Here is a 21524-nt window from a genome sequence, read left to right on the forward strand (position 1 = left end):
ACTTTTTTTCATCTTTTTTTATTTTCTTACACTTTTTTTCTACCGCCTTCTTCCTACCCTCTGTACTCTGATAGGTACTTGTGCAAGTCATACGAAAGATAAAATATGTATAAAATAAAAATTCTATGACCTATTATCATAGAACTTTTATATCATCTCAGCTATCCTATTTATGGCTTAATTTTCTAGTCAGAAAATCACCAGCGAACTGAATGGTGAAGATAAGTGCAATAATAATCACCGTTGCTAAAATAGTTACATCATTATTATAACGATTAAATCCATAAGCGATAGCAACATTCCCGATTCCTCCAGCACCGACAGCACCTGCCATGGCAGTTTCTCCAATCAGTGAAATGAGAGTCACAGTCGTCACACGAATCAAATCTGGCAAACCTTCACGCAGATAGACACCGACAAGATCGCCAAAAGTCGCTCCGCTTGCCTGAGCAGCTTCGATAACACCGCCGTCCAATTCAGCAAGAACAACTTGAACTTGGCGAGCAAAGAAAGCAAATACGGCAAAAGAAAGTGGTACAATAGCTGCGTTTGGCCCAATACTAGTTCCTACAATTAAGTGTGAAAAAGGTGAAAGAACAGCTAACAAAATAATAAATGGGATAGCACGGAAGATAGACGTGATTTTGTCTAAAATCCAAAAAGCTACTTTGTTTTCCAAGACACCTCCTGGAGCAGTCAAAACAAGAAAAAGCCCTGCAATTAAGCCTAACAATCCACCAATAATAAAAGAAATGACTGTCATATACAATGTCAAGTAAATAGCCGTTCCCCAGCCAGCTTGACCGCTCCAACCCATTCGATAAACATTCGGCAAGTATGTTTGAATAAAGTTTTCCATCTATGCTTCTCCCTTCAATACTGTCAATTGAACACCAGCTTCACGAATAGCTGTTTTAGCCGCTGCTAGATTTTCCTTTTCACCAGATAAAACAACGACCAGTTCTCCGACAGGTGTTCCACCTAAAATTTCAATATTTCCATAAAGTATGTTGGCAGTAACCTGATGATGTTTATAAATCTCATTCAGTAAGGGTTCATCTGTAGAGGTTCCCGCGTACTTCATTTGCACCAAGAGACTATTTTTCGCTAAATGTTTAACAATCTCTTGTTGCTCAATCTTGCCCATAGCTTCATCAATTCCTGTTGCAGTCGAGATAAAGTCTTTGGTTAAGTCTTGCTGAGGATTAGAGAAAATATCCAAAACAGAACCTTCTTCAATCAGTTGACCATCTTGCATCACGGCGACACGATTAGCAATGTCTTTGACAATTTGCATTTCATGGGTAATCAAAACAATCGTTAATCCTAACTTTTGATTCAAATCTTGCAATAACGTTAGGATTTGCTTAGTTGTTTTTGGATCTAGAGCAGAGGTTGATTCATCAGAAATCAAGATTTTAGGGTCATTTGCTAAGGCACGCGCGATTGCAACCCGCTGTTTTTGCCCTCCAGAAAGCTGAGAAGGATAATTTTCAGCACGATCTGCTAAACCGACCAACTCCAACAGTGTACGCACTTTTTCTTTCTTTTCTTCTTTTGATAAGCCAGAATGTTTCAACGCAAAAGCAACATTTTCTTCTGCCGTCAATTGACTCATCAGATTAAAATGTTGAAAAATCATGCCAATGTCTTGACGTTTGCGACGCAGCTGTTCTGCTGTCAAGGTTACTTTATTGTCAAAAAGAATATCATCATCTACAATAATTTTCCCACTCGTTGGAACTTGCAGTAGGTTAATGACACGAACCAAGGTTGATTTCCCAGCCCCAGAATAACCGACAATTCCATAAATATCTCTTTCTTGAATATGAATCGTCACATCTTTAACTGCTTGAATCTGACGTTTCTTTTGTTGAAAGGTTACATCAATATGATCTAACTGAATCATTTCTTTACTCATAACTTGCAATCAGCTCCTCTACTAATTCAATATGGGTGTAATAATCTGCAATGCGGACATTTTCGTCACCGCCATGGTCTCGACTATTCGCATTTCCAAGACCAAAGGCGACCATTGGTACCTCAAGTGCTTCAAATACCGTGTGCATCGGTCCTGTACCTGCTGTAGTTGGTAAGACAGAAACTCCTTTTTGATAGAATTTCTTAGCTAGTTCAATGACATTTAAAATCGACGACGCACTCATATCACTACGATAGCTCATTTCTCCCAAAGTATAAACTAATTCTACCTTATCAAAGCCATTTTTGTCGAGTTGTTTGCGAATCAGTTCTAACACTCTATGAGGTTCCAGTCCTGGCACTAAGCGAACTTCTGCTTTTGCTGAAGCCTCTGATGGAAGAATCGTCTTCACTCCCTGACCCTGATAACCAGAAGTAATTCCTTCAATATTCAAAGATGGTTCAAAGAAAATTCGATTTAAAAAAGCTTTTTTCTCCTCTTGTAATAAAGGTAATTCCAAACCATAAATGGCTTGTACTTCTTCTGGACTGCGTTGAGCGTATTGTTCCACTAAAGCTAACTCTCGTTGATTAGGTGCGATTACTTGATCATAAAGTCCTTCTACTTGAATACGTCCATCCTTACCTCTCAAGCTAGCAAGGGCATTCAACAAGTACCAAGAAGCCGAATCAATCACACCACCAAAGCTAGAATGAATATCCACTTCTGCACTTTGGACCTTCATATCAAAGGTAACAATCCCCTTGTTTCCGCCAGAAATTTCTAGTTGACCCAAAGAATTTTTAATCCCTTGTTCCCAAATGAGAAGGTCTGCCCCTTGCAAAAGTGTCTTGTGTTTGGCTAAGTATTTTTCTAAATCAACAGAAGCAGACTCTTCGGCACCTTCCATCATAAAAATGACATTGACAGGCAAACTCTTATGCTTTTGTAAATATTTTTGCACAGCTGTCAAACGCGCGATAATGTGCCCTTTGTCATCATCTACTCCGCGACCATACATGCCACCGTCTCGAATAGACAAGGTAAATGGGTCATCTGTCCAAATCTGATCGCTATCTGCTGGAACCGTATCATAGTGATTATAAAAAATAACTGTCTTAGCTGTAGGTTTTGGACTTTTAAATGTTGCTATCACAAATGGCGCTGTATAGCTGTTATCTAATTCCACCTCTGCACCAGCTTTTGTAAAAATTTCTTTCAGATAAGCAGCAACTTCTTGTAAACCGACTTGTTGAGCGAAGATTGATTTTTTAGCAATCAAGGTTCGTAAAATGGCGATATATTCTTGTGTCACTACATCTTGTTCAAATTTTTTAATTTGCTCTTCTTCACTTGAAAACGTCATATTTTCTCCTTATAGAATGGCGACAAAACTCAGTTGGAATTACCAACTGAGTTTTTAGACTGAACTACAGCTAATAGAATCAAGATTACCAAACTGGTTGGTCTAAGCCGTCTGATGTTTCTTCAACCACTTTTTTCACTTCATCTGTATGGTAAGCTTTGATGATTTTTTTAATGGCATCGGCTTTTGAAGATTTTTCCCAATCTTTTTTAGCTGCAATGATATTAAACCATTGTTTTGAATTTTTATCTTTCGGTTCAATGAACAAAGCGTTTTTATAGTCCAATTTCGCTTCTGTTACAAATGTATTGTTGACAACGGCTGCATCTACAGATGTCAATGAACGAGCTGTTTGGCTGGCATCTAATTCTGTAATTTTCAATTTTTTCGGATTTTCTTTGATATTTGCCACAGTTGCCAATTCATTTCCAGACTTGTCTAATTTAATCAAGCCTGCAGATTGCAATAGATTAAGTGCTCGGCTTTCATTTGTCGCATCATTTGGAACTGCAATTTCTGAACCATTTGGAATTTGGTCTACTTTCGTGTATTTATTTTTCCCATCTTTTGTGCCAGAATAGAGGCGAATCGGTGCGATATAAGTTTCAGCAGCTGCTACCAAGTCTTGCTTGTTTTCCTTGTTCCAGTTATTTAAGAAATAGTAATGTTGGAAAGCATTGATATCCACTTCACCATCAGCGACCGCTTTATTTGGTTGAGAGTAATCCGTAAATTCTGTAAATTCCAATTTAATATTGTCTTTTTTCAACAATTCTTGGATCTTGTCCCAGCGTTTTTCTTCTGAGTCGCTCTTTGTCACCACACCAATCTTAACCGTTTTGGCGTCATCACCTTTATTTCCTGAACCACAAGCTGCTAAACCAATCACTGCTACAGCTGCTAGAGCTGTTACTCCAAACCATTTTTTCAATTTCATTTTCTGTCTCCTTTAAAAATCTTATGAAAATAGTATCGCACATATTTAGCTGATTGACAAATTGTTATTTTATAACAAAGGGTATAGTTATAAACTATAACTTTTTTTGTAAGAAAACCAGCTGGCTTTACATTTCCTTATTTCACATCTGCTTCGGCTGGCAAGTAACTACCGCCAAAGAATTTTTGGGATAATTTTTCCAGAGTCCCGTCTTTATACAACTCTTGAATACGCTTATTGACAAATGTTTTTAGCTCATCTTGTCCCTTTGCTAAAAGCGGATAAACATAAGGTTGTTGGTCACTTGGTAAGTCAATCACTTTCAGGTTGTCCAGTTTTTGATTTTTAATGACTGTTTCAACACCGATTTTATCAAAAATCTTATAATCAAACTTACCATCATTTAAATGACTCATAATCTGTTGGAAGTCCGCTTTTGTATAGCTAAGTTTTGTTGGATTGCTAGAATGTTCTTGATTGTATTTTTCTAACTGTGCAGCAGTCGTCGTTCCTTGTACGACTTCTGTTGTCTTACCACCAATATCATCCAGCGATTGGATACTTTTATCGTCTTTTTTTACTACTAAAACGTTCGGATTTTTAGCAGTTGGAGCAGCGTATAGGTATTTTCCTGCCCGTTCTTTAGTATAGCTGATGTTATTGACCGCCATTTGGTAGCGATCGCTATCCAGCCCTGCGAAAATACCTGACCATTCGGTCGTTTCAAACTTGACCTTGTATTTTTGGGAATCTTTGAAAATTGCACGAACGACTTCAATTTCATAACCTGTCAATTTGCCATTTTCTTCATAGTTAAATGGCTTGGGTGAAGCATTCGTTGCAACTTTAATTTCTGTTTTAGCAGATGAAGTCGTTGATTTTGAATTGGAGCATGCTGCTAAAGCTCCTACTGTCAAAAGCCCGAAGGCTGCTAAAGAAGAATATTTCAACACTTTTTTCATATTCCTATAATAACCTCTTTCATTAAGATAAGTCTTATCATATCAAATATTTTTCCTCTTGACTATTATTTGATTTTTATCAAAGTGATAGCTTTTCTTTATCAAGTAACGCTAAACAAAAAGAGCCAGAATCTTCTAGCCCTTTGTTTAATCTTAAAATCCTTCTACATTTGTATAAATCTTTTGTACGTCTTCATCGTCTTCTAAAACAGCATACAACTTTTCAAATGTTTCTAAATCTTCACCTGATAACACCACATCAGATTGTGGAATCATTTCCAATTCGGTAACTTGGAATTCTTCTACACCAGATTCGCGGAGAGCCGTCAAAGCCTTGTGCAAATCTGTTGGCGCTGTGTAAACTGTAATACTTCCGTCTTCTGCTTCAACATCGTCTACATCAACATCTGCTTCTAACAGTTGTTCAAAGACGCTATCTGCATCGTCTCCTGCAAACACAATCACACCTTTATTATCAAACATATAAGAAACTGAACCACTTGCTCCCATGTTTCCACCATTTTTACCAAAGGCAGAGCGAACATTTGCTGCCGTACGGTTGACATTTGAAGTTAATGTATCAACGATGAGCATAGAACCATTTGGTCCAAACCCTTCATAACGCCCCTCTGTAAAGGTTTCGTCTGTGTTTCCTTTTGCCTTATCCAGTGCTTTGTCAATCACATGCTTTGGCACTTGCGCTTGTTTCGCACGTTCAATAACAAATTTCAAAGCTGAGTTCGATTCTGGATCTGGCTCTCCTTTTTTAGCTGCTACATAGATTTCAACACCAAATTTAGCATAAACCTTTGAGTTTGCACCATCTTTGGCAGTCTTTTTTGCCACAATATTGGCCCATTTACGTCCCATTGGATATTCTCCTTTAGATTTTCACTTTTTCAATCTTTCTTATTATATCACAAGTCAGGTTGAATTTCACTAGCAAATTATTGACAATAACCAGCTCTATAAAATAATTTCTGCATCAATCTACCATTATTGGAATTCTTCCAAAATTCTGCTCCCCTAGCTGGGCATTCCCTAGCTGATAAATACAGTCAGCTCGCTGAGTTAAAGAATCCCATGGTTCTTGACCGATGCGACTAATGAATTCTGTTTTCCCCTTCATCTTTTTAAGATGTTCTCGACCTGCTTGAGTAAAGCCCAAGATGTGAATCCCTCTAGGCAACTGATCATTTCTTGCACCGACCAAAATATAAGTCAGAATTCGTCTGATTCGTGCTTTCGTATATCGCTTGGTAGCGACTTGTTCAATCAGCTCCTCTGCGGTATGACTGGTTTTTACTGCTTCCTGCAGGCGCACCACAAGTTCCTGATTAACCTGATAAAAACTCGTCAAATCGGGATGACTGATAATCTGGTAACGCAGCAAAGGATAAAGGTTCGACCAAGTCACTTTAGGAGACTGAATCAGCAGTTCATGAGCCGGGGTAAATTTCTCCAGAAAATCTGGACAATTAAGACGCTCTCTAAGAGCCGTAGCTGAGGCGTATTTTAAATTTTCCTCTTGCGAATGATAACCAGCGCCCTGACGCTTGATTGGAAGAAGTTCAATAGCCTTATTCGCGCAAGCTTTGGCATAAGAAAGCCCTAAAATGTGATTCGGTGTATTGCCTGTGAATTTCACACCAGCAAACTTTTCCCACATTTTCTGCGTTTTCTGTGGATAAGACAAATCATCTGGCAAACTTTGCACATAGTCCGCCATTTTCTGTTGATTGTCCTCATAAATCTGTGAAAAGTGTTGATAATCTAAGACCTCTTCCGTGCCAAAGGCTAACTTATTCACACCAAGGCGCTCTAAAATATCTACTGCTCCTTGTGCGAAGTAGTCAGCTGACTGAACAGCCACCAAAAATGGCAATTCAACCACCAAATCCGCCCCGTTTTCCAGAGCCATTCGGGTCCGAGTCCACTTATCCACAATCGCAGGTTCACCACGTTGGACAAAATTGCCGCTCATGGCGACAATTTTTAAACCTTTAGCCTGCTCTAGCAAGTATTTGTGACCATCGTGGAAGGGGTTGAATTCTGCAATGATACCAGTTACTGTCATATCATTTCTCCGCCACAAAAAACCAACGTTTGCTTTCCTTTTTCGGTGCTTGGTCTTCAAAATCTGCATAGATTTTAACATTTTTAAATCCAGCTTGTTCTAGTAAAATATCATAGGTCATAATTTCGTAAGTGCGTTCTTCGTGGACTTCGTCGTAGCGTGTGAAGCGTCCGTCCTCGTCTTGCAAGAAGAAAGTCAATTCATGCACGACTGAATGGGGGGCTTCATCGGCGTATGTATCCCAGACCATAGCAAATTCATCAGCGTTTTCATGGTAAGAATAGCCAGGAAAGACTGTATCTGTCTGGTAAGTCGAGTGCACATCAAAAATGAAAACGCCGCCTTCGTTCAAGCAGTTGTAAACTTGCTGAAAGACATCACCGACTTCAATTTCATCAGCCATGTAGCAAATTGAATCAGAGTAACAAGTCACCAAGTCGTATTTTCCTGCTTGCGACAAATCGAGCATATTACCTTGTTTGAACTCGATAGCTTCGCTAGCTGCTTTGGCACGTTTACGAGCGATTTCAAGCATCTCATCGCTCAAATCAAGTCCTGTCACATCAAAACCTGCTTTAGCAAAGCGCACGGATTGAATCCCTGTTCCACAAGCTAATTCCAAGAGTTTTTTCTTATTTTTTGGAAAATGGCGGAGCGAAAAATCGGTCCATTTATCATAAAGGCTGTCATCCATAATAGCATCATAGACTGATGCGAAGGTTTCATAAGTCGTCATCTTATCTAGAAGTACCAAAAAGGTACCCTTCCTTTCTTCTCATTGAAAGAGGTTGGGACAATGTCCTCAACCCCTCATCGTTTTTTGTCTACAAGGCTTGTTTCTCAAGCAATGGTGTCACATCCACACCAACGGCTTCATGCCAAAGTTTTTCAAGGTTGTAGTGATTCCGCATTTCCTCAGAAAAGATATGCACGACCACTCCGCCTAGATCCAAAAGCACCCAGCCTCCAGCAGAGTCTCCTTCTACATGGCTAGCTGATTGCCCTGCTTCTGTGACTTTTTCACGAATATTATCAGCAATAGCTTCTAGTTGACGGCTGTTCATAGAGCTAGCAATGACAAAATAGTCTGTCATCGTCGTCAATCCTTGCAAATCTAGCACGGTGATGTCTTCTGCTCGTTTCTCATCCGCTGCTTTTACAACAATTTCTAATAGTTCTTGTTCTTTCATGTAGTCCTCTTCGTTTTAATTTTTCTCTAAATAGTGTACATAAGCATTGTAAGTTGCCAAAGTTTGAGGATAGATAGGCAAGCCCTTGTGTGCCAAATGTTCTACTGTATGCGCCGTTTCATAAGCTACAGCTTGGTTGAGCGAAACATGAGCAATTTCACGCGCTTGCTCCACTCCTGGAAAGGCCCGATTAGGCTCAATATAGTCCGCTACATAAACCACCTTGTCTAAGTCGGACATCTGAGCAGAACCTACGGTATGAACTTCAATAGCTCGTAAAATTTCTGAATCTATCAACCCTAAATCTTCCTGAATTTTATAAATGCCGACCATGCCATGCCAGACATTATTTCCCCAATCTTTCAATGCTGGATCCAGAGCATACTTATCAATCAGCGCTAGAAATTCTTCGTCAGAGAGCTTTTTTGCATAATCATGAAGTAGGCCCGCCAAACCAGCTTTTTCTGCATCTACACCGAAGCGCTCTGCCAAGTCAATCGCTGCTTGTTCCACTCCCAGACAATGTTTAAAACGTTTTTCTGGTAAAAGCTGCTGCATTTTGACTAAAAGTTGCTCACGAGAAATTCCTACGTAGCTTTCATATCCCATTGTAAAGCCCTTCTTTCTCAATATAGTCTAAAACTGGCTTGGGTAGGAGAAAATTCGGTGTTCGACCTTGAGCCAGAAAATCCCGAACCATGCTAGAAGAAATATCCATCAACGGCACATCTACCCAAATAACCGGGTAGGAAGTCCCTGCTTTATATCTGGGACGTTGAACCCCGACAAACTGGACCAAATCAACCAATTCGTCAATCCGATGCCACTTAGGAAGGTAATCTACCATGTCCGCTCCGATGATGAAATAATAATCTGTATCTGGATGTTTTTCCGTCAAGAGCTTCATCGTATCATAGGTGTAACTAATCCCTTTTCTCTCCAGCTCAATAGTTTCAATTCCCAGACCTTCAATACCTTCAATTGCCAACTCCAGCATTTTCAGTCGATGCTTCTCATCAATCGTTGATTTCTTATCAACATGTGGCGGCTCATACTCAGGCATCAGCAAGACCTGATCTAAACATAATTGCTGACGAACTTGATCAGCTACGACCAAATGAGCATTGTGGACTGGATTGAAGTTTCCACCTAAAATCCCAACTTGCTTTCTTTTTTTTGCTTTTACTTCTGGTTCCAACTTCACCTTGGTGAAAGGAGTCAGTAATTCAATTGCCATAGGCTGCTTCCTCTAAATTTCTTTTACCTTTACTGAAATTTTGCGGTTTTCTTTTTTGCTAGACTGCTTGTACAAAATTAAAATACGGCCAATTTTTTGAACAGTGTCCACACCGATTTCCTCTTCAAGAATTTCTGCTACCTCATGGATGTTTTCATCTGTATTTTGTAGAAGAGTTACTTTAATCAATTCTCTAGCATCTAGAGCTTGACGGACACTCGTTTTAATCTGGTCGTTGAGACCGTTTTTGCCAATCTGAATGATTGGTTTGAGACTGTGAGCTTGGCTATTTAAAAAAGCCCGTTGTTTTGATGTTAATGACATAATAAAGATATAAAGAGCGTCAAAACCGACAGAAAATTAAGAAATTCAACGAAGAATTGATGATTCTAAGAGAATTTGTCTATTTTCCGAGTTTTTAGCTCGTGTTCAATTCCTTTCTAAATGAATTGGTTTAACTGTGACGGTTTCCTACTAGAATTCCTTAGATAATGGCTTTGCGGGTCACCACCGCTACTCCCTCTGGCGCCCAAGCTGCAATCTTTGCTGGTCCTGCCACACGAATCCAGCCCAAACCTGAAAAGACTACATCTGTTTTGGCTTCAATTTTCAACTCATGTTTGACGAGCTGAGGAAAATCTGCCACTCCTTTTTTTGAGGGCGGTGTTAGCAAAGAGCCAACATGCTTTTCATAAAATTCTCCCGCTCCCGCAAGCTTGGTGCGGTGCAATTTGAGCTCATTGTCAAAATAAGCCGTAAAGCCCTGCTTATCACCCGACACAAAATCAAAGCGTCCCAAGCCCCCTAAAAAGAGGGTTTGTTCAGAATTGAGTTGATAAGTTTTGGGCTTGATTTCCTTTTTCGGACTGACATATTTAAGATTTTTAGCAGACAAATAATGAGCCATTTGGTGACGGTGAATAATTCCTGGTGTGTCGTAGATATGACTACCGTCAGCCAGCGGAATTTCAATCTTATCCAGTGTGGTCCCTGGAAATCGTGAAGTCGTAATGACTTCCTTATCCCCAGTAATTTCCTGAATAATAGCATTGATTAACGTCGATTTGCCGACATTGGTCACGCCGACCACATAAACATCTCGACCCTTGCGGTAGTGCTCAATCTTTTCAATCAGATCTTTAATCGCTTGCTGGTTTTGAGCTGAAGTCAAAACTACATCAACAGGTCGCAGTCCTTCCTCGTGAGCCCGTTCTGTCAGCCATTGAGTCACCTTGCTCGTCTTAACCGACTTGGGGAGAATGTCTTTTTTGTTTCCGACCAACAGCACATCGTTACCAGCCACAAAGCGTGGCAAACCCGGAATCACTGAACCATTAAAATCAAAAATATCTACTACATTGACTACGAGAGCATTGCTGTCGCCGACTTCGTGGAGAAGTCTGAGAAAATCATCGTCTGTCAGTTGCACATCAGTAATTTCGTTGTAGTGGCGCAGACGAAAACAGCGCTGACAATACAATTCGCCCGTCTCCAGCCCCTTTTCCAAAGCCGACTGAGGAGTATAGCCAAGCCTATCCTTATATTTTGTCTGAATCGGCGCTCCGCACCCAATACAAAGAATGTCTTCCATGTTTAAATTCCTTTTTTATACTCAATCGGTCCGTATTTTTCGGTGATTTTTTTCAACACACGACGCTCACGAGCTCGGTTAATCTGGGTCTTTAACGAATCATGCTCAACCAGTGGCTTGACCAAAATCGAACGAATTCCTGCTCTATGAGCAGCTCGAATGTCAGTCATGAGCTGATCTCCTACCATAACCACTTCGTTTTTCTCAAAATGAAATTCTTTCAGTGCCCGATCAATCCCCCAAGTGAATGGTTTCATAGACCAACAGACATAGTCAATCTCAAACTTTTCAACTGCTCGCTTTACCCGTTTTTTAGTGTTATTGGATACCACAATAATCCGAATCCCTGCATCGCGCACATCGTGAAGCCACTTCTTCATTTCTGGCGTTCCGTCGGGATTGTTCCAAGCAATAAGAGTGTTATCCAAATCCACCAAAACAGCCTTGATGCCGTGTTTTTTTAAACTTTCAACTGTCAAATCGTAAACTGCCTCAATCGCAAAATCAGGCATGTAATTTTCAATCGCCACATTTCTCTCCAAACATTATACTTCTACCTATTTTAACATAAAAAGAAAGTTTTCGCACCCTAGACTTTTTCATCGATTTTATGTACGATTTAGCAAAAATTGTTTAAAAATGTTATAGTTGAAATAGAGAATTTGACACGGAGGACATTATGGCAAATACGAGCAAGAAAATGGCTGCCGTCTCCCCTTTTTTACAAAAATTTATCAACTGGTCTTCTATTGTTGGAGCGCTTGGGACGGTGATTTTCTGTATCTGGGCCTATTATGCTGGCATTTTACAATCTAAAGAAACCCTGTCAGCCTTTATTAAGCAGGCTGGTTTTTGGGGACCGCCACTCTTTATTTTCCTTCAAATCCTACAGACAGTTGTTCCTATTATTCCCGGAGCTTTGACTTCGGTTGCTGGTGTCTTCATTTATGGTCATATCATTGGTACCATTTATAATTATGTCGGTATCGTCATCGGCTGTGCTATTATTTTTTATCTAGCGCGTACCTACGGTCCGGCTTTTGTCCAATCTGTCGTCAGCAAACGCACCTATGACAAATACATTTGCTGGCTGGACGAGGGCAATCGTTTTGAACGTTTTTTCATCTTTATGATGATTTGGCCTATCAGCCCAGCAGACTTCCTCTGCATGCTAGCAGCCCTGACGAAGATGTCTTTTAAGAAATACATGATAATTATTGTATTATGCAAACCAATCACACTAGTCATTTATACTTATGGTTTGACGTATATTATTGATTTCTTTTGGCAATTATTTTCAAAATAAAAGACAGAGTGAAATAAACAGCTCTGTCTTTTTATAAGATTCCTTTTCTTTTTTCCAATATCAAATCTTTTATAGAAATCAAGGCGACTGCCGATAAAATCATAAACATACCAGCAAAATCTACGAGATAAAATTGCTCGTGCATAATGAGAAAGGCAAAAAATACAGCCGATATAGGCTCAACAGCTGCTAGAAGGCTAGATTTCACAGGCCCGACCAAGCTGGTTCCCTTGAGAAATAGTGTATAAGCGAGGATTGTCCCCACTAAAACAATCCCAGCTAAAGCCAGATACACTTCCATTGACAATCGCCAATGAAAATGCAAGATACCGCTGAACGGTGTCAGAACAAGGCCTGCGAACATCATCCCCACTCCAATCACTGGAATACTGCCCCATGTCTTTATTAGCTGAATCGGAATTAAAATGTATAAAGCATAAGTGAATGCCGCAAACAATCCCCAGAACAGTCCTGCTGGCGTGACAGATAAGTGATTGAGCTGTCCGTGAGTGGCAATCAAAAAAGTACCACCAACAGCCAATATCATAGACAATACTTCTGTCACAGTAGGTGCAACACGGTCTTTGATACAAGTGTAAGCAAGGATTCCAACCGGACAGACATATTGTAAAACAGTAGCCGTTCCTGCATTGCTTTCGTAAATAGACTTCAAATAAGAAAATTGATTGAGCAACAATCCTAATAAAGCAAACATTGCTAAAGACATCATTGCTTTTCGGTCTTTTATCATTTCAACCAATTTTCTACGATTAGTTAGCAACATATACAATACCAACAGAAGGCCTGCGATTAAAAGTCGAACATTCGTTAAAACTAAAACTGGAAATCCATACGTCATCAAGTATTGACCACTCGTTCCAGACAAGCCCCATGCAATTCCCGCTATTAACGTTAAAATGGTTCCTTTAGTTATTTTTGACATAGCTTACTCCCAAACTTTTCCATTCTATGATTATAGCACAAAAAATCAGCCGAAACGACTGATTTTTTAGATTTTACAACTTCGCCAATTCCTCATTAAGCAGCTTTTGGGCTACTTGTGGATTGGCTAGCTTTCATGAGCTGACCAATCAGGGACTTGGCTGCATTTTTGTTGCCACCCTTGTAGTCGTTGAGAGCTTTTTCATTGTTAGTCTAATTGTAAAACTTTGTGAAAAGTTTTACAAGCTTTTAGAAAAAATTATCTGGGAGACTTTTTCATTCTTGGCTCTAGCAAAACCAGAATGAAATACAGCTCACGTCTATAATCTCCTTAATAAACTGTAGGGATTATAAAAAACGGCCTCAACCGTTTTTAGGAATTGATCTATCGATAAGTAAAGTCAAGCAAATTATATGATTAGGCTAAATAGACATTTTTTTCAAAAAATCTTTATACCAATCAAAAGATTTCTTTCTGCTACGTTTGAGACTGCCCTGACCCGTGTCATCTTTATCTACATGAATAAATCCGTAGCGTTTAGACATTTCTCCGCTGGTGGCGCTGATCAGGTCAATACAGCCCCAGGCGGTATAGCCAAGAATATCTACTCCGTCTTCCTCAATGGCTGCCAGCATCGCAGCTATATGCGACTCCAGATAGGCGATGCGGTCATCATCCTGGATGGACCCATCCTCCTCTAGCTGGTCTCGGACTCCCAGACCATTTTCCACCACAAAGAGCGGCTTTTGATAGCGGTCATAGAGAGCATTTAAGGTCGTTCTAAAGCCCAGCGGATCCAAGGGCCAGCCCCATTGGCTGTAGGTCAGATAAGGATTTTTAGCAGATGCAAAGACATTGCCCCCGCCCTCCTCATGGGCCTCAGTGCTGACACAGCGGCTATTGTAGTAGGACAGAGAGATAAAGTCGACCGTATAATCTCTCAAAATCGCCTCATCATTCACCTCCATAGCCAGCTCAACGCCTTCTTTTTCAAAGAATTTTTTGGCATAGCTCGGATAGGCTCCCCGCACCTGAATGTCCGTAAAGAAATAGCTCTCTCGGTCCTTCTGCAAAGCTTCAAAGACATCCTCAGGCTTACAGGAATAAGGATAGACACTGCCAGCAGCTAGCATGCAGCCAACTTGGTTTTCTGAGTCAATCTCATGGGCCAGCTTGGTCGCCAAGCTAGAGGCCACCAGCTCGTGGTGAGCCGCCTGGTATTTGACCTGCAGAGGATTTTCCCCCTCCTCAAATAGGAGACCAGCCCCCATAAAGGGAAGATGCAGCAGCATGTTAATCTCATTAAAGGTAATCCAGTAGCGAACCTTTCCCTTAAAGCGGCGAAAGAGTGTCTCACAGTAGCGCAGGTAGCAGTCAATCAAGTGACGGCTGCGCCAGGATCCATATCGCTCGATCAAAGAGAGCGGTAAATCAAAATGACAGATGGTTACAATGGGCTCAATTTGGTGGGCCAGAAGCTGGTCAATCAGCTTTTCATAAAAGGCCAGACCAGCTTCATTGGGCTCCTTCTCCTCACCTGTCGGGAAAATGCGGGACCAAGAGATGGAAAAACGGTAAGCCTTAAAGCCCATTTCTGCAAAGAGAGCGATATCCTCCTGATAGTGGTCATAAAAGCCGATCGCCTCACGCGCCGGGAAGTAACTGTCTTGAGGCAGGCTGCGATAGTCCATCTGACCCAGCATGATCGGCAGGCGGTTGGGACCATGGGGAATCATATCCACCAAGGACGGCCCTCGCCCATCCCGATCCCAGGCCCCTTCGCATTGATTGGCAGCCGTAGCGCCGCCCCACAGAAAATTATCTCTCATATCATGCTCCTTCAATCGTCAATAAGTAGTCTCCTGCTGCTACTTGCTCCTCCTGGCTGACCTTGATCCCTGCAAACTGGGCACTGTTGGTCACAATAATCGGAGTTGTTAGAGAATAACCTGCTTCTGCAATCACTTTTTGATCGAAACTGAGCAGCTTTTGCCCAGCCTCAACTCGGTCGCCTACTTCCACAAAGCTTTGGAAGCCCTGACCATTGAGCTGGACTGTGTCCATACCCACATGGATGAGCAGTTCAGCACCATTATCCAAGGTCAGACCGATTGCGTGGCCAGTTGGAAATACAACAGTGACACTGGCTGCTGCAGGGGCATAAACCTCTCCTTGACTTGGTTTAATGGCTAGTCCCTGCCCCATTAGACCCGTTGCAAAAGCCTGATCTTCTACTTCCTCCAAAGACAGGATTTGACCGCTCAAGGGACTAACCAATTCATTTTCAGCGACAGTGGCTACTGAAAGTTTTGGCTCTGTCTGAACCTCTGGAGTAGCTTTCCCCTTGTAAAAAATCATAGTCAGGGCAAAACCGCTGATTATAGAGATAAAAATCCCCGCTATAGCAACGATGAGGTTGCCCATGGTTCCATCTGGATTCATCATATTCGGCAATTCAAAGACACCCATACCGCCCATGATAAACTTACGGAAATTCATCTGTCCGTAGAAAGCTCCTCCGATACCGCCGGCGATACAGCTGATGATAAAAGGCACTTTAGCAGGTAAGAGAAGGCCGTAAATAGCAGGCTCTGTCACACCGAAAATTGCTGAAATAAAGTTAGGAATGGACATTTCACGGATTTTTTTATCCTTAGTCTTGATAAACATAGCCAAGATAACACCGGCTGTCGCAAAGGTACAGGCAAAGAAAGGCATCATGACATTATCGTATCCTAAGGTCTGAATGTTGTTGATGTAGACAGGAATGAAGCCCCAGTGCATCCCAAAGATAACCAAAATCTGCCAGGTTGCTCCGACAATACCGCCAGCTAAAAGCGGACTGAAGCCTCGAATAGCCAAAGTAAATTGGGAAATCAAGGCTGAACCAAAGGTTGCGATGGGACCCAAGAAAACTAAAGCAATTGGCAATGAAATCAAAATAGTCAGCATTGGTACAAAGAAGAATTTAACCAGATCTGGTACGATCTTATTGAAAAATTTCTCACATTTAGCCGCAAACCAAACAGCTAGAATCACAGGAATGACTGTTCCCGTGTAATCTACTGAAATAACAGGAATCCCAAAGAAGTCCAAATAGACCGGCGAAGCAAACATGGTCCCTTGTAAAATCGTATAAAGGGGCTTGCCTGCAGCTGACAAGGAACTAGCTTGAATAGCTGGGTAACACATAGCTGCCCCCAAAGCCAAACCAATCATGGGCTTGGCACCGAATTTCTTGGCAGCTGTATAGCCTAAAAACAGAGGCAGAAAGGTGAAGAGGGCATCGCCGGCTGCATTGATCAACATGGCACCGCCACTGCTTGCGCTGTAAAGACCAAAGGTGATGAAGAGAGTATTAAAGCCCTTGAGCATCCCACAAGCAGCCATAATCCCTAAGATTGGCTGGAAAATACCGGATACCGCATCAATGACTCGATCTAGCCATTTCTTTGGCTTTTCAGGTGCTGTATCAGCTGCCGCATCCAGATGGAGCAAGGGCATGACCTCATCAAAAACATCTGCCACATGGTTGCCGATAACGACTTGGTACTGACCACCACTCTTCATGACTGTTACAACGCCATCCATATCTTTGAGAATTTGGTCATTGGCCTTGCTCTCATCTTTGAGACTGAAACGCAGGCGCGTGATACAGTGGACTAAGCCGCTGACATTATCAGCTCCACCTACATTCTTGACAATTTCTTTTGCTAAATCATGATATTGTCCCATGATTTTCCTCCTTTGATGAACTATGTCCTCAGTTTATCAAAGAAAATTCTCTTTCAAAAGACTTTTTTCTGCGATTGGACCAAGGTTTCAAAACTCTGACAAAAAGACCCTTGTTTTTGAAACAAAGGTCCGAATTCTTAAGATTTATCTGCCAAACTACGTTCCGTCAGCATTTTGAGAGAGGTTGCCGCCTGATGATCGTAGCGCTTGGCTAAGAGCAAAGCAAAGAAAATGTCTAAGACATAATTTGCCCCTGTAAAGGAAGAAATAACATCCAAACTAAGCAAAGCATCACGATTGGGGATTTCAACCAACTCATGGCACCAAGGAAGCAAATCTGCATGATGAGGGCCAGCCAGTGCAACCACGTAAGAATCTGTCTTCTCCCTCAGATAGCGAGCCATCTCGATAATCTGGGCGTTCCTTCCGGTAAAACTGATTAAGAGACTGACTGTCCGTTGGTCCTTTCGTGCTGCTAGATAATGATGATTGAGACTTTCATAAGCTTGAACCTCTAGGCCCAGTGTCGCAAACTTAAAAGCAGCTGTTTGAGCCAAGAGATAGCTGATGCCAATCCCATACAGATCCAGACGCTCTGCCTGTTGAAGGTAATTGGCAATGCGATTGATACTGGTTTTATGAAGACTGAGCTTAGTGTTGGTCAGCGACTTATCATAAATCTTTGGCAGAGTCTCAATGATATCTTGATAACGGCTGTCCCCTGTAATAGGCTCCTGAGCCAAATCAGCTGCCGATAAAGACTCAAATTCTGTCAAATGTTTCAAGATATACTCAGCCACAATCTTCTCATGATGAGTCAAGTCTGTCTGTTCTTTTAACTGGTCTAACAGCATCCCTTCTACCTCCTCTGCTCCCTCTATTATATCATCTTTTTACCATCTGATAAAATCCTGATGAAACTTCCTCATGCGATAAAATCAAATAAGATTAGGTTCAACTACAGCTGGTTAAAACAGTGAATTAGGGGAAATATAAAAATCAATAAACCAGTCTTGCGACTGGTTTTATCTATTATTTTACAACTTCGCCAATTCCTCATTAAGCAGTTTTTGAGCTACTTGTGGATTGGCTTGGCCTTTGGTAGCTTTCATGAGCTGACCAATCAGGGACTTGGCTGCATTTTTGTTGCCACCCTTGTAGTCGTTGATAGCTTTTTCATTGTTAGCAAAAACTTCCTGAATGATTGGCAGAAGTTGTGCTGGATCAGAAATTTGCACCAAGCCAGCTTTTTCAACGTATTCCTTAGCTGACCCACCATTCTTCGCCAAATGAACAAAGACTTTTTTGGCAATTTTAGAGGAAATCGTACCGTCTGCCACCAAACTCAACATTTCAGTTAAGTTGACTGGTGTCAAACCGATTTCTTCAATGGTTTTACCTTCCGCATTGAGGTATTGAGCGACCTCACCTTGGAGCCAGTTTGACACAGATTTTGCGTCTCCTCCCGCTATCACCGCAGCTTCAAAGAAATCTGAGATGTTCTTCGTCGCTGTTAATTGCTTAGCATCATAGTCTGACAATCCAAAGTCTGCCTTGTACTTAGCCCGACGTTCTTTTGGAAAGGCTGGTAAATCTGAGCGCACTGCCTCAATCCAACTGTCATCAATCTCAAAAATTGGTAAGTCAGGCTCTGGAAAATAACGATAATCTGCCGAACCTTCTTTGACCCGCATCAAAAGAGTTTCGCCCGTTGCTTCATCGTAACGGCGCGTTTCCTGACGAATCTTACCACCGCTACGCAAAATCTCAGCCTGACGTTTTTCCTCAAAAGCCAAGCCCTTGCGAACAAAATTAAAGGAATTAAGATTTTTTAGTTCAGTCTTGGTGCCAAACTCTTCTTGACCATAAGGACGGATAGAAATATTGGCATCCACGCGCATGGAGCCTTCTTCCATTTTGACGTCAGAAATACCCGTGTATTGAATAATTTCTTTGAGTGCTGTTAAGTAAGCATAGGCTTCTTCTGGACTGCGCATGTCAGCTTCTGAGACAATCTCAATCAAAGGCACTCCTTGACGATTGAGGTCAACATAAGAATAACCGTCGCTGCCATGAGTGTTTTTGCCAGCATCCTCTTCCAAATGAGCCCGCTCAATGCGAATTTTCTTAGTCGTCCCGTCTTCTAGCTCGATTTCAATCCAGCCATTATAGCCAATTGGCTCGTCAAATTGAGAGATTTGATAGGCTTTCGGATTGTCTGGATAGAAATAATTTTTACGGTCAAAGTGCATCTTTTGATGAATGTCCATATTGAGCGCCAGAGCAGCCTTAATACCGTAATCAATAACTCCCTTGTTCATCACCGGCAGGATACCTGGGAAAGACCAGTCAATGATATTGGTATTGGTATTTGGATCTTCCCCGAAATGAGCCGGTGCTGGTGAGAAAATTTTTGAATTTGTTTTTAATTCAACGTGGACTTCTAGCCCAATAATCGTTTCAAAGTTCATTATTTTTCACCTCCAAAAATGACTGGTTTTTGCTTGTGGTAATCTGTCGTTGCTTCAAAAGCTGCTGCTACTTGGTAAATCGTTTCTTCATCAAAATGATTTCCAATCAATTGCAGACCAACTGGCAAACCGTCCGCAAAGCCGGCTGGAATGGAAATGCCAGGAAGCCCTGCCAAATTGACTGGAATTGTCAAAAGGTCAGCCAAATACATAGCTACTGGATCGTGACTTTGAGTTCCTAAATCGTAAGCAACCGTCGGCGCAGTTGGTCCTAAAATCAAGTCATAATTTTCAAATACTTTGGCAAAATCTTGCATAATGAGCGTCCGAACTTGACCCGCTTTCTTGAAATAAGCATCATAATACCCAGACGATAGACTAAACGTTCCTAGCATAATTCGGCGCTTCACTTCCTCACCAAAACCTTGACTGCGAGATTTGACATAGACATCCTCTAAGTTCTCAATCTCTTCTGCCCGATAGCCATAACGAATCCCGTCAAAACGTTGCAAGTTAGAGCTGGCTTCAGAAGAAGCGATGATATAATAGACTGCTACCCCGTATTTGCTGTGGGGCAGGCTGACTTCTTCAACAATCGCTCCCAAACTTTCCAAATGCTTGGCAGCCGCTAAAATGCGTTCCTTGACTTTTTCATCAATCCCATCACCCATATATTCTTTCGGAAGCGCAATTTTCAATCCTTTAATATCTTGACCAATCTTGCTAGTGAAATCAGGAACAGTTCGTTGAGAAGAAGTTGAGTCTTTTTTATCATTACCTGCAATTACGCCCAAAAGCTGAGCATTCTCTTTGACTGTCCGAGAAAATGGTCCAATCTGGTCTAGCGAGCTACCAAAAGCAATGAGTCCAAAACGAGAAACTCGCCCATAAGTCGGCTTCAGTCCGACCACTCCGTTAAAGGAAGCTGGCTGACGGATAGAACCACCGGTATCAGAACCTAGAGACAGGCGAACTTGACCAGAAGCAACTGCTGTCGCTGAACCACCAGATGAACCACCGGGAACTTTTGTAGCGTCCCAAGCATTTTTCGTAGTCTTAAAATAAGAATTTTCACTGGAGCCACCCATGGCAAATTCGTCCATATTGGTCTTACCAATGACAATCATGTCTTTTTCATAAAGCTTTTCGACACTGGTCGCATCAAAAATTGGCTTGTAATTATAGAGGATTTTTGACGCAGCTGTCGTCAGAATCCCCTTAGTAGAAATATTGTCCTTAACAGCTAGTGGAATTCCGCTCATAAGATTATCCGCATCAATTCCCTTCGCGTCTACTGCTGCTGCTTGCGCCAATGCTTCGTCTTCACTAATCGTAATAAAGCTATCAACGGCACTTTCTCGGCTCTTAATATCTTCCAGAGTAGCTTTTGTCAGTTCAACTGCTGAAAGTTCCTTTTTGACAAGGAGATTATGCAATTCTTCAATTGTTTTTTGATTTAAAGTCATTAGGCATCTCCCCCGTCATCTAGAATAGCAGGCACTTTGATATAGCCTCGCTCTTTTTCAGGCACATTTTGGAAAAGTTCTTCTCGATTCCAACCTGCAACTGCTACATCTTCACGCATATAGTTGACATTTTCTGCAACATTTGATGTAAAAGGCACACCAGTCGTATCAACTTCGTTTAACAACTCCACCATATCCACAATTTTTGACAAAGTTGTCGCAAATTCTGCCGTTTCTTCAGGTGAAAAAGCTAGTTTTGACAAGTGAGCAACATGCGTTACTTCCTCTTGAGTAATTTTCATCTCTGTTTCCTTTCTCTTCT

Annotated in this window: 22 protein-coding genes and 1 pseudogene; 1 reads left to right on the plus strand and 22 read right to left on the minus strand. The window is 41.4% G+C overall.

The genetic code is table 11. From position 1 onward, the window contains the following. Nucleotides 1-166: 166 nt before the first annotated feature. The 14 genes from FQ204_RS04220 to FQ204_RS04285 all read right to left on the minus strand — a co-directional run bounded on the left by FQ204_RS04220 (nt 167) and on the right by FQ204_RS04285 (nt 11811). The gene (locus tag FQ204_RS04220) at nt 167-859 is read right to left on the minus strand and encodes a methionine ABC transporter permease (protein ID WP_144209016.1); all 693 of its coding nucleotides are present in this window, start codon (nt 857-859) and stop codon (nt 167-169) included. Beyond that, nucleotides 860-1921 (minus strand): methionine ABC transporter ATP-binding protein, encoded by a 1062-nt coding sequence (locus FQ204_RS04225; RefSeq protein ID WP_144209019.1) that lies wholly within the window; start codon nt 1919-1921, stop codon nt 860-862. After that, the gene (locus FQ204_RS04230) at nt 1914-3287 is read right to left on the minus strand and encodes a M20/M25/M40 family metallo-hydrolase (protein WP_144209022.1); all 1374 of its coding nucleotides are present in this window, start codon (nt 3285-3287) and stop codon (nt 1914-1916) included. Before FQ204_RS04230 ends, FQ204_RS04225 begins: the two co-directional genes overlap by 8 nt. 85 nt (nt 3288-3372) lie before the next feature. Next, nucleotides 3373-4224, minus strand: coding sequence for a MetQ/NlpA family ABC transporter substrate-binding protein (locus FQ204_RS04235; protein WP_144209025.1), 852 nt, complete (start codon nt 4222-4224; stop codon nt 3373-3375). A 137-nt stretch (nt 4225-4361) separates the two neighbouring features. After that, nucleotides 4362-5186 carry an amino acid ABC transporter substrate-binding protein gene (locus FQ204_RS04240; protein WP_144209028.1) on the minus strand — a complete coding sequence of 275 codons (825 nt, stop codon included), beginning with the start codon at nt 5184-5186 and terminating at the stop codon, nt 4362-4364. A 153-nt stretch (nt 5187-5339) separates the two neighbouring features. Then, the gene (locus tag FQ204_RS04245; protein WP_003039425.1) at nt 5340-6056 is read right to left on the minus strand and encodes a YebC/PmpR family DNA-binding transcriptional regulator; all 717 of its coding nucleotides are present in this window, start codon (nt 6054-6056) and stop codon (nt 5340-5342) included. Nucleotides 6057-6171: 115 nt separating this feature from the next. Further along, complete coding sequence (locus tag FQ204_RS04250) at nt 6172-7263, minus strand: nucleotidyltransferase (protein WP_144209031.1); 1092 nt, start codon at nt 7261-7263, stop codon at nt 6172-6174. A gap of 1 nt (nt 7264) precedes the next feature. After that, on the minus strand, nt 7265-7999 hold the full coding sequence (locus FQ204_RS04255) for a class I SAM-dependent DNA methyltransferase (protein ID WP_144209205.1): 735 nt from the start codon (nt 7997-7999) through the stop codon (nt 7265-7267). A gap of 88 nt (nt 8000-8087) precedes the next feature. Continuing rightward, nucleotides 8088-8453: a ribosome silencing factor gene (rsfS, locus tag FQ204_RS04260; RefSeq protein WP_144209034.1), complete on the minus strand. Its 366-nt coding sequence runs from the start codon at nt 8451-8453 to the stop codon at nt 8088-8090. A gap of 15 nt (nt 8454-8468) precedes the next feature. After that, nucleotides 8469-9062: a bis(5'-nucleosyl)-tetraphosphatase (symmetrical) YqeK gene (gene yqeK, locus FQ204_RS04265; protein WP_144209037.1), complete on the minus strand. Its 594-nt coding sequence runs from the start codon at nt 9060-9062 to the stop codon at nt 8469-8471. Further along, a complete protein-coding gene (locus FQ204_RS04270) occupies nt 9052-9690 on the minus strand; it encodes a nicotinate-nucleotide adenylyltransferase (protein ID WP_144209040.1) in 639 nt (212 codons plus the stop codon). The genes yqeK and FQ204_RS04270 overlap by 11 nt, the downstream gene beginning before the upstream one ends. A gap of 12 nt (nt 9691-9702) precedes the next feature. Further along, the gene (gene yhbY / locus FQ204_RS04275) at nt 9703-10014 is read right to left on the minus strand and encodes a ribosome assembly RNA-binding protein YhbY (RefSeq protein WP_003039538.1); all 312 of its coding nucleotides are present in this window, start codon (nt 10012-10014) and stop codon (nt 9703-9705) included. Nucleotides 10015-10174: 160 nt separating this feature from the next. Beyond that, on the minus strand, nt 10175-11281 hold the full coding sequence (gene yqeH / locus FQ204_RS04280; RefSeq protein ID WP_144209042.1) for a ribosome biogenesis GTPase YqeH: 1107 nt from the start codon (nt 11279-11281) through the stop codon (nt 10175-10177). Nucleotides 11282-11283: 2 nt separating this feature from the next. Next, on the minus strand, nt 11284-11811 hold the full coding sequence (locus FQ204_RS04285; protein ID WP_186286697.1) for a YqeG family HAD IIIA-type phosphatase: 528 nt from the start codon (nt 11809-11811) through the stop codon (nt 11284-11286). 149 nt (nt 11812-11960) lie between these two features. Here FQ204_RS04285 and FQ204_RS04290 point away from each other — a divergent pair, with 149 nt between their 5' ends. Further along, a complete protein-coding gene (locus FQ204_RS04290; protein WP_144209045.1) occupies nt 11961-12587 on the plus strand; it encodes a TVP38/TMEM64 family protein in 627 nt (208 codons plus the stop codon). 31 nt (nt 12588-12618) lie between these two features. Here FQ204_RS04290 and FQ204_RS04295 read toward each other — a convergent pair whose 3' ends face one another. The 8 genes and pseudogenes from FQ204_RS04295 to gatC form a co-directional block, all read right to left on the minus strand. Continuing rightward, nucleotides 12619-13530: a DMT family transporter gene (locus FQ204_RS04295; RefSeq protein WP_144209047.1), complete on the minus strand. Its 912-nt coding sequence runs from the start codon at nt 13528-13530 to the stop codon at nt 12619-12621. A gap of 73 nt (nt 13531-13603) precedes the next feature. After that, nucleotides 13604-13739: pseudogene (locus FQ204_RS04300) on the minus strand (hypothetical protein); the annotation flags it as partial. A gap of 213 nt (nt 13740-13952) precedes the next feature. Continuing rightward, entirely contained in the window at nt 13953-15359 is a 1407-nt protein-coding gene (locus FQ204_RS04305; protein ID WP_144209050.1) for a 6-phospho-beta-glucosidase, read from the minus strand. 1 nt (nt 15360) lies between these two features. After that, nucleotides 15361-17265 (minus strand): beta-glucoside-specific PTS transporter subunit IIABC, encoded by a 1905-nt coding sequence (locus FQ204_RS04310; RefSeq protein WP_144209053.1) that lies wholly within the window; start codon nt 17263-17265, stop codon nt 15361-15363. Between the two features lie 137 nt (nt 17266-17402). After that, complete coding sequence (locus FQ204_RS04315) at nt 17403-18119, minus strand: MurR/RpiR family transcriptional regulator (protein ID WP_144209056.1); 717 nt, start codon at nt 18117-18119, stop codon at nt 17403-17405. A gap of 183 nt (nt 18120-18302) precedes the next feature. Continuing rightward, entirely contained in the window at nt 18303-19736 is a 1434-nt protein-coding gene (gene gatB, locus FQ204_RS04320; protein WP_144209059.1) for an Asp-tRNA(Asn)/Glu-tRNA(Gln) amidotransferase subunit GatB, read from the minus strand. Beyond that, nucleotides 19736-21202 (minus strand): Asp-tRNA(Asn)/Glu-tRNA(Gln) amidotransferase subunit GatA, encoded by a 1467-nt coding sequence (gene gatA / locus FQ204_RS04325; protein WP_144209062.1) that lies wholly within the window; start codon nt 21200-21202, stop codon nt 19736-19738. The genes gatB and gatA overlap by 1 nt, the downstream gene beginning before the upstream one ends. Continuing rightward, nucleotides 21202-21504: an Asp-tRNA(Asn)/Glu-tRNA(Gln) amidotransferase subunit GatC gene (gene gatC, locus FQ204_RS04330; RefSeq protein ID WP_003026120.1), complete on the minus strand. Its 303-nt coding sequence runs from the start codon at nt 21502-21504 to the stop codon at nt 21202-21204. The genes gatA and gatC overlap by 1 nt, the downstream gene beginning before the upstream one ends. Nucleotides 21505-21524: the final 20 nt, after the last annotated feature.

It is taken from the genome of Streptococcus constellatus, from assembly GCF_902167705.1.
Classification (GTDB): domain Bacteria; phylum Bacillota; class Bacilli; order Lactobacillales; family Streptococcaceae; genus Streptococcus; species Streptococcus constellatus_A.

Coding starts and splice junctions, on each gene's coding strand:
- FQ204_RS04220 (WP_144209016.1), bottom strand. CDS start 859: ATGGAAAACTTTATTCAAACATACTTGCCGAATGTTTATCGAATGGGT.
- FQ204_RS04225 (WP_144209019.1), bottom strand. CDS start 1,921: ATGAGTAAAGAAATGATTCAGTTAGATCATATTGATGTAACCTTTCAA.
- FQ204_RS04230 (WP_144209022.1), bottom strand. CDS start 3,287: ATGACGTTTTCAAGTGAAGAAGAGCAAATTAAAAAATTTGAACAAGAT.
- FQ204_RS04235 (WP_144209025.1), bottom strand. CDS start 4,224: ATGAAATTGAAAAAATGGTTTGGAGTAACAGCTCTAGCAGCTGTAGCA.
- FQ204_RS04240 (WP_144209028.1), bottom strand. CDS start 5,186: ATGAAAAAAGTGTTGAAATATTCTTCTTTAGCAGCCTTCGGGCTTTTG.
- FQ204_RS04245 (WP_003039425.1), bottom strand. CDS start 6,056: ATGGGACGTAAATGGGCCAATATTGTGGCAAAAAAGACTGCCAAAGAT.
- FQ204_RS04250 (WP_144209031.1), bottom strand. CDS start 7,263: ATGACAGTAACTGGTATCATTGCAGAATTCAACCCCTTCCACGATGGT.
- FQ204_RS04255 (WP_144209205.1), bottom strand. CDS start 7,999: ATGACGACTTATGAAACCTTCGCATCAGTCTATGATGCTATTATGGAT.
- rsfS (WP_144209034.1), bottom strand. CDS start 8,453: ATGAAAGAACAAGAACTATTAGAAATTGTTGTAAAAGCAGCGGATGAG.
- yqeK (WP_144209037.1), bottom strand. CDS start 9,062: ATGGGATATGAAAGCTACGTAGGAATTTCTCGTGAGCAACTTTTAGTC.
- FQ204_RS04270 (WP_144209040.1), bottom strand. CDS start 9,690: ATGGCAATTGAATTACTGACTCCTTTCACCAAGGTGAAGTTGGAACCA.
- yhbY (WP_003039538.1), bottom strand. CDS start 10,014: ATGTCATTAACATCAAAACAACGGGCTTTTTTAAATAGCCAAGCTCAC.
- yqeH (WP_144209042.1), bottom strand. CDS start 11,281: ATGGAAGACATTCTTTGTATTGGGTGCGGAGCGCCGATTCAGACAAAA.
- FQ204_RS04290 (WP_144209045.1), top strand. CDS start 11,961: ATGGCAAATACGAGCAAGAAAATGGCTGCCGTCTCCCCTTTTTTACAA.
- FQ204_RS04295 (WP_144209047.1), bottom strand. CDS start 13,530: ATGTCAAAAATAACTAAAGGAACCATTTTAACGTTAATAGCGGGAATT.
- FQ204_RS04305 (WP_144209050.1), bottom strand. CDS start 15,359: ATGAGAGATAATTTTCTGTGGGGCGGCGCTACGGCTGCCAATCAATGC.
- FQ204_RS04310 (WP_144209053.1), bottom strand. CDS start 17,265: ATGGGACAATATCATGATTTAGCAAAAGAAATTGTCAAGAATGTAGGT.
- FQ204_RS04315 (WP_144209056.1), bottom strand. CDS start 18,119: ATGCTGTTAGACCAGTTAAAAGAACAGACAGACTTGACTCATCATGAG.
- gatB (WP_144209059.1), bottom strand. CDS start 19,736: ATGAACTTTGAAACGATTATTGGGCTAGAAGTCCACGTTGAATTAAAA.
- gatA (WP_144209062.1), bottom strand. CDS start 21,202: ATGACTTTAAATCAAAAAACAATTGAAGAATTGCATAATCTCCTTGTC.
- gatC (WP_003026120.1), bottom strand. CDS start 21,504: ATGAAAATTACTCAAGAGGAAGTAACGCATGTTGCTCACTTGTCAAAA.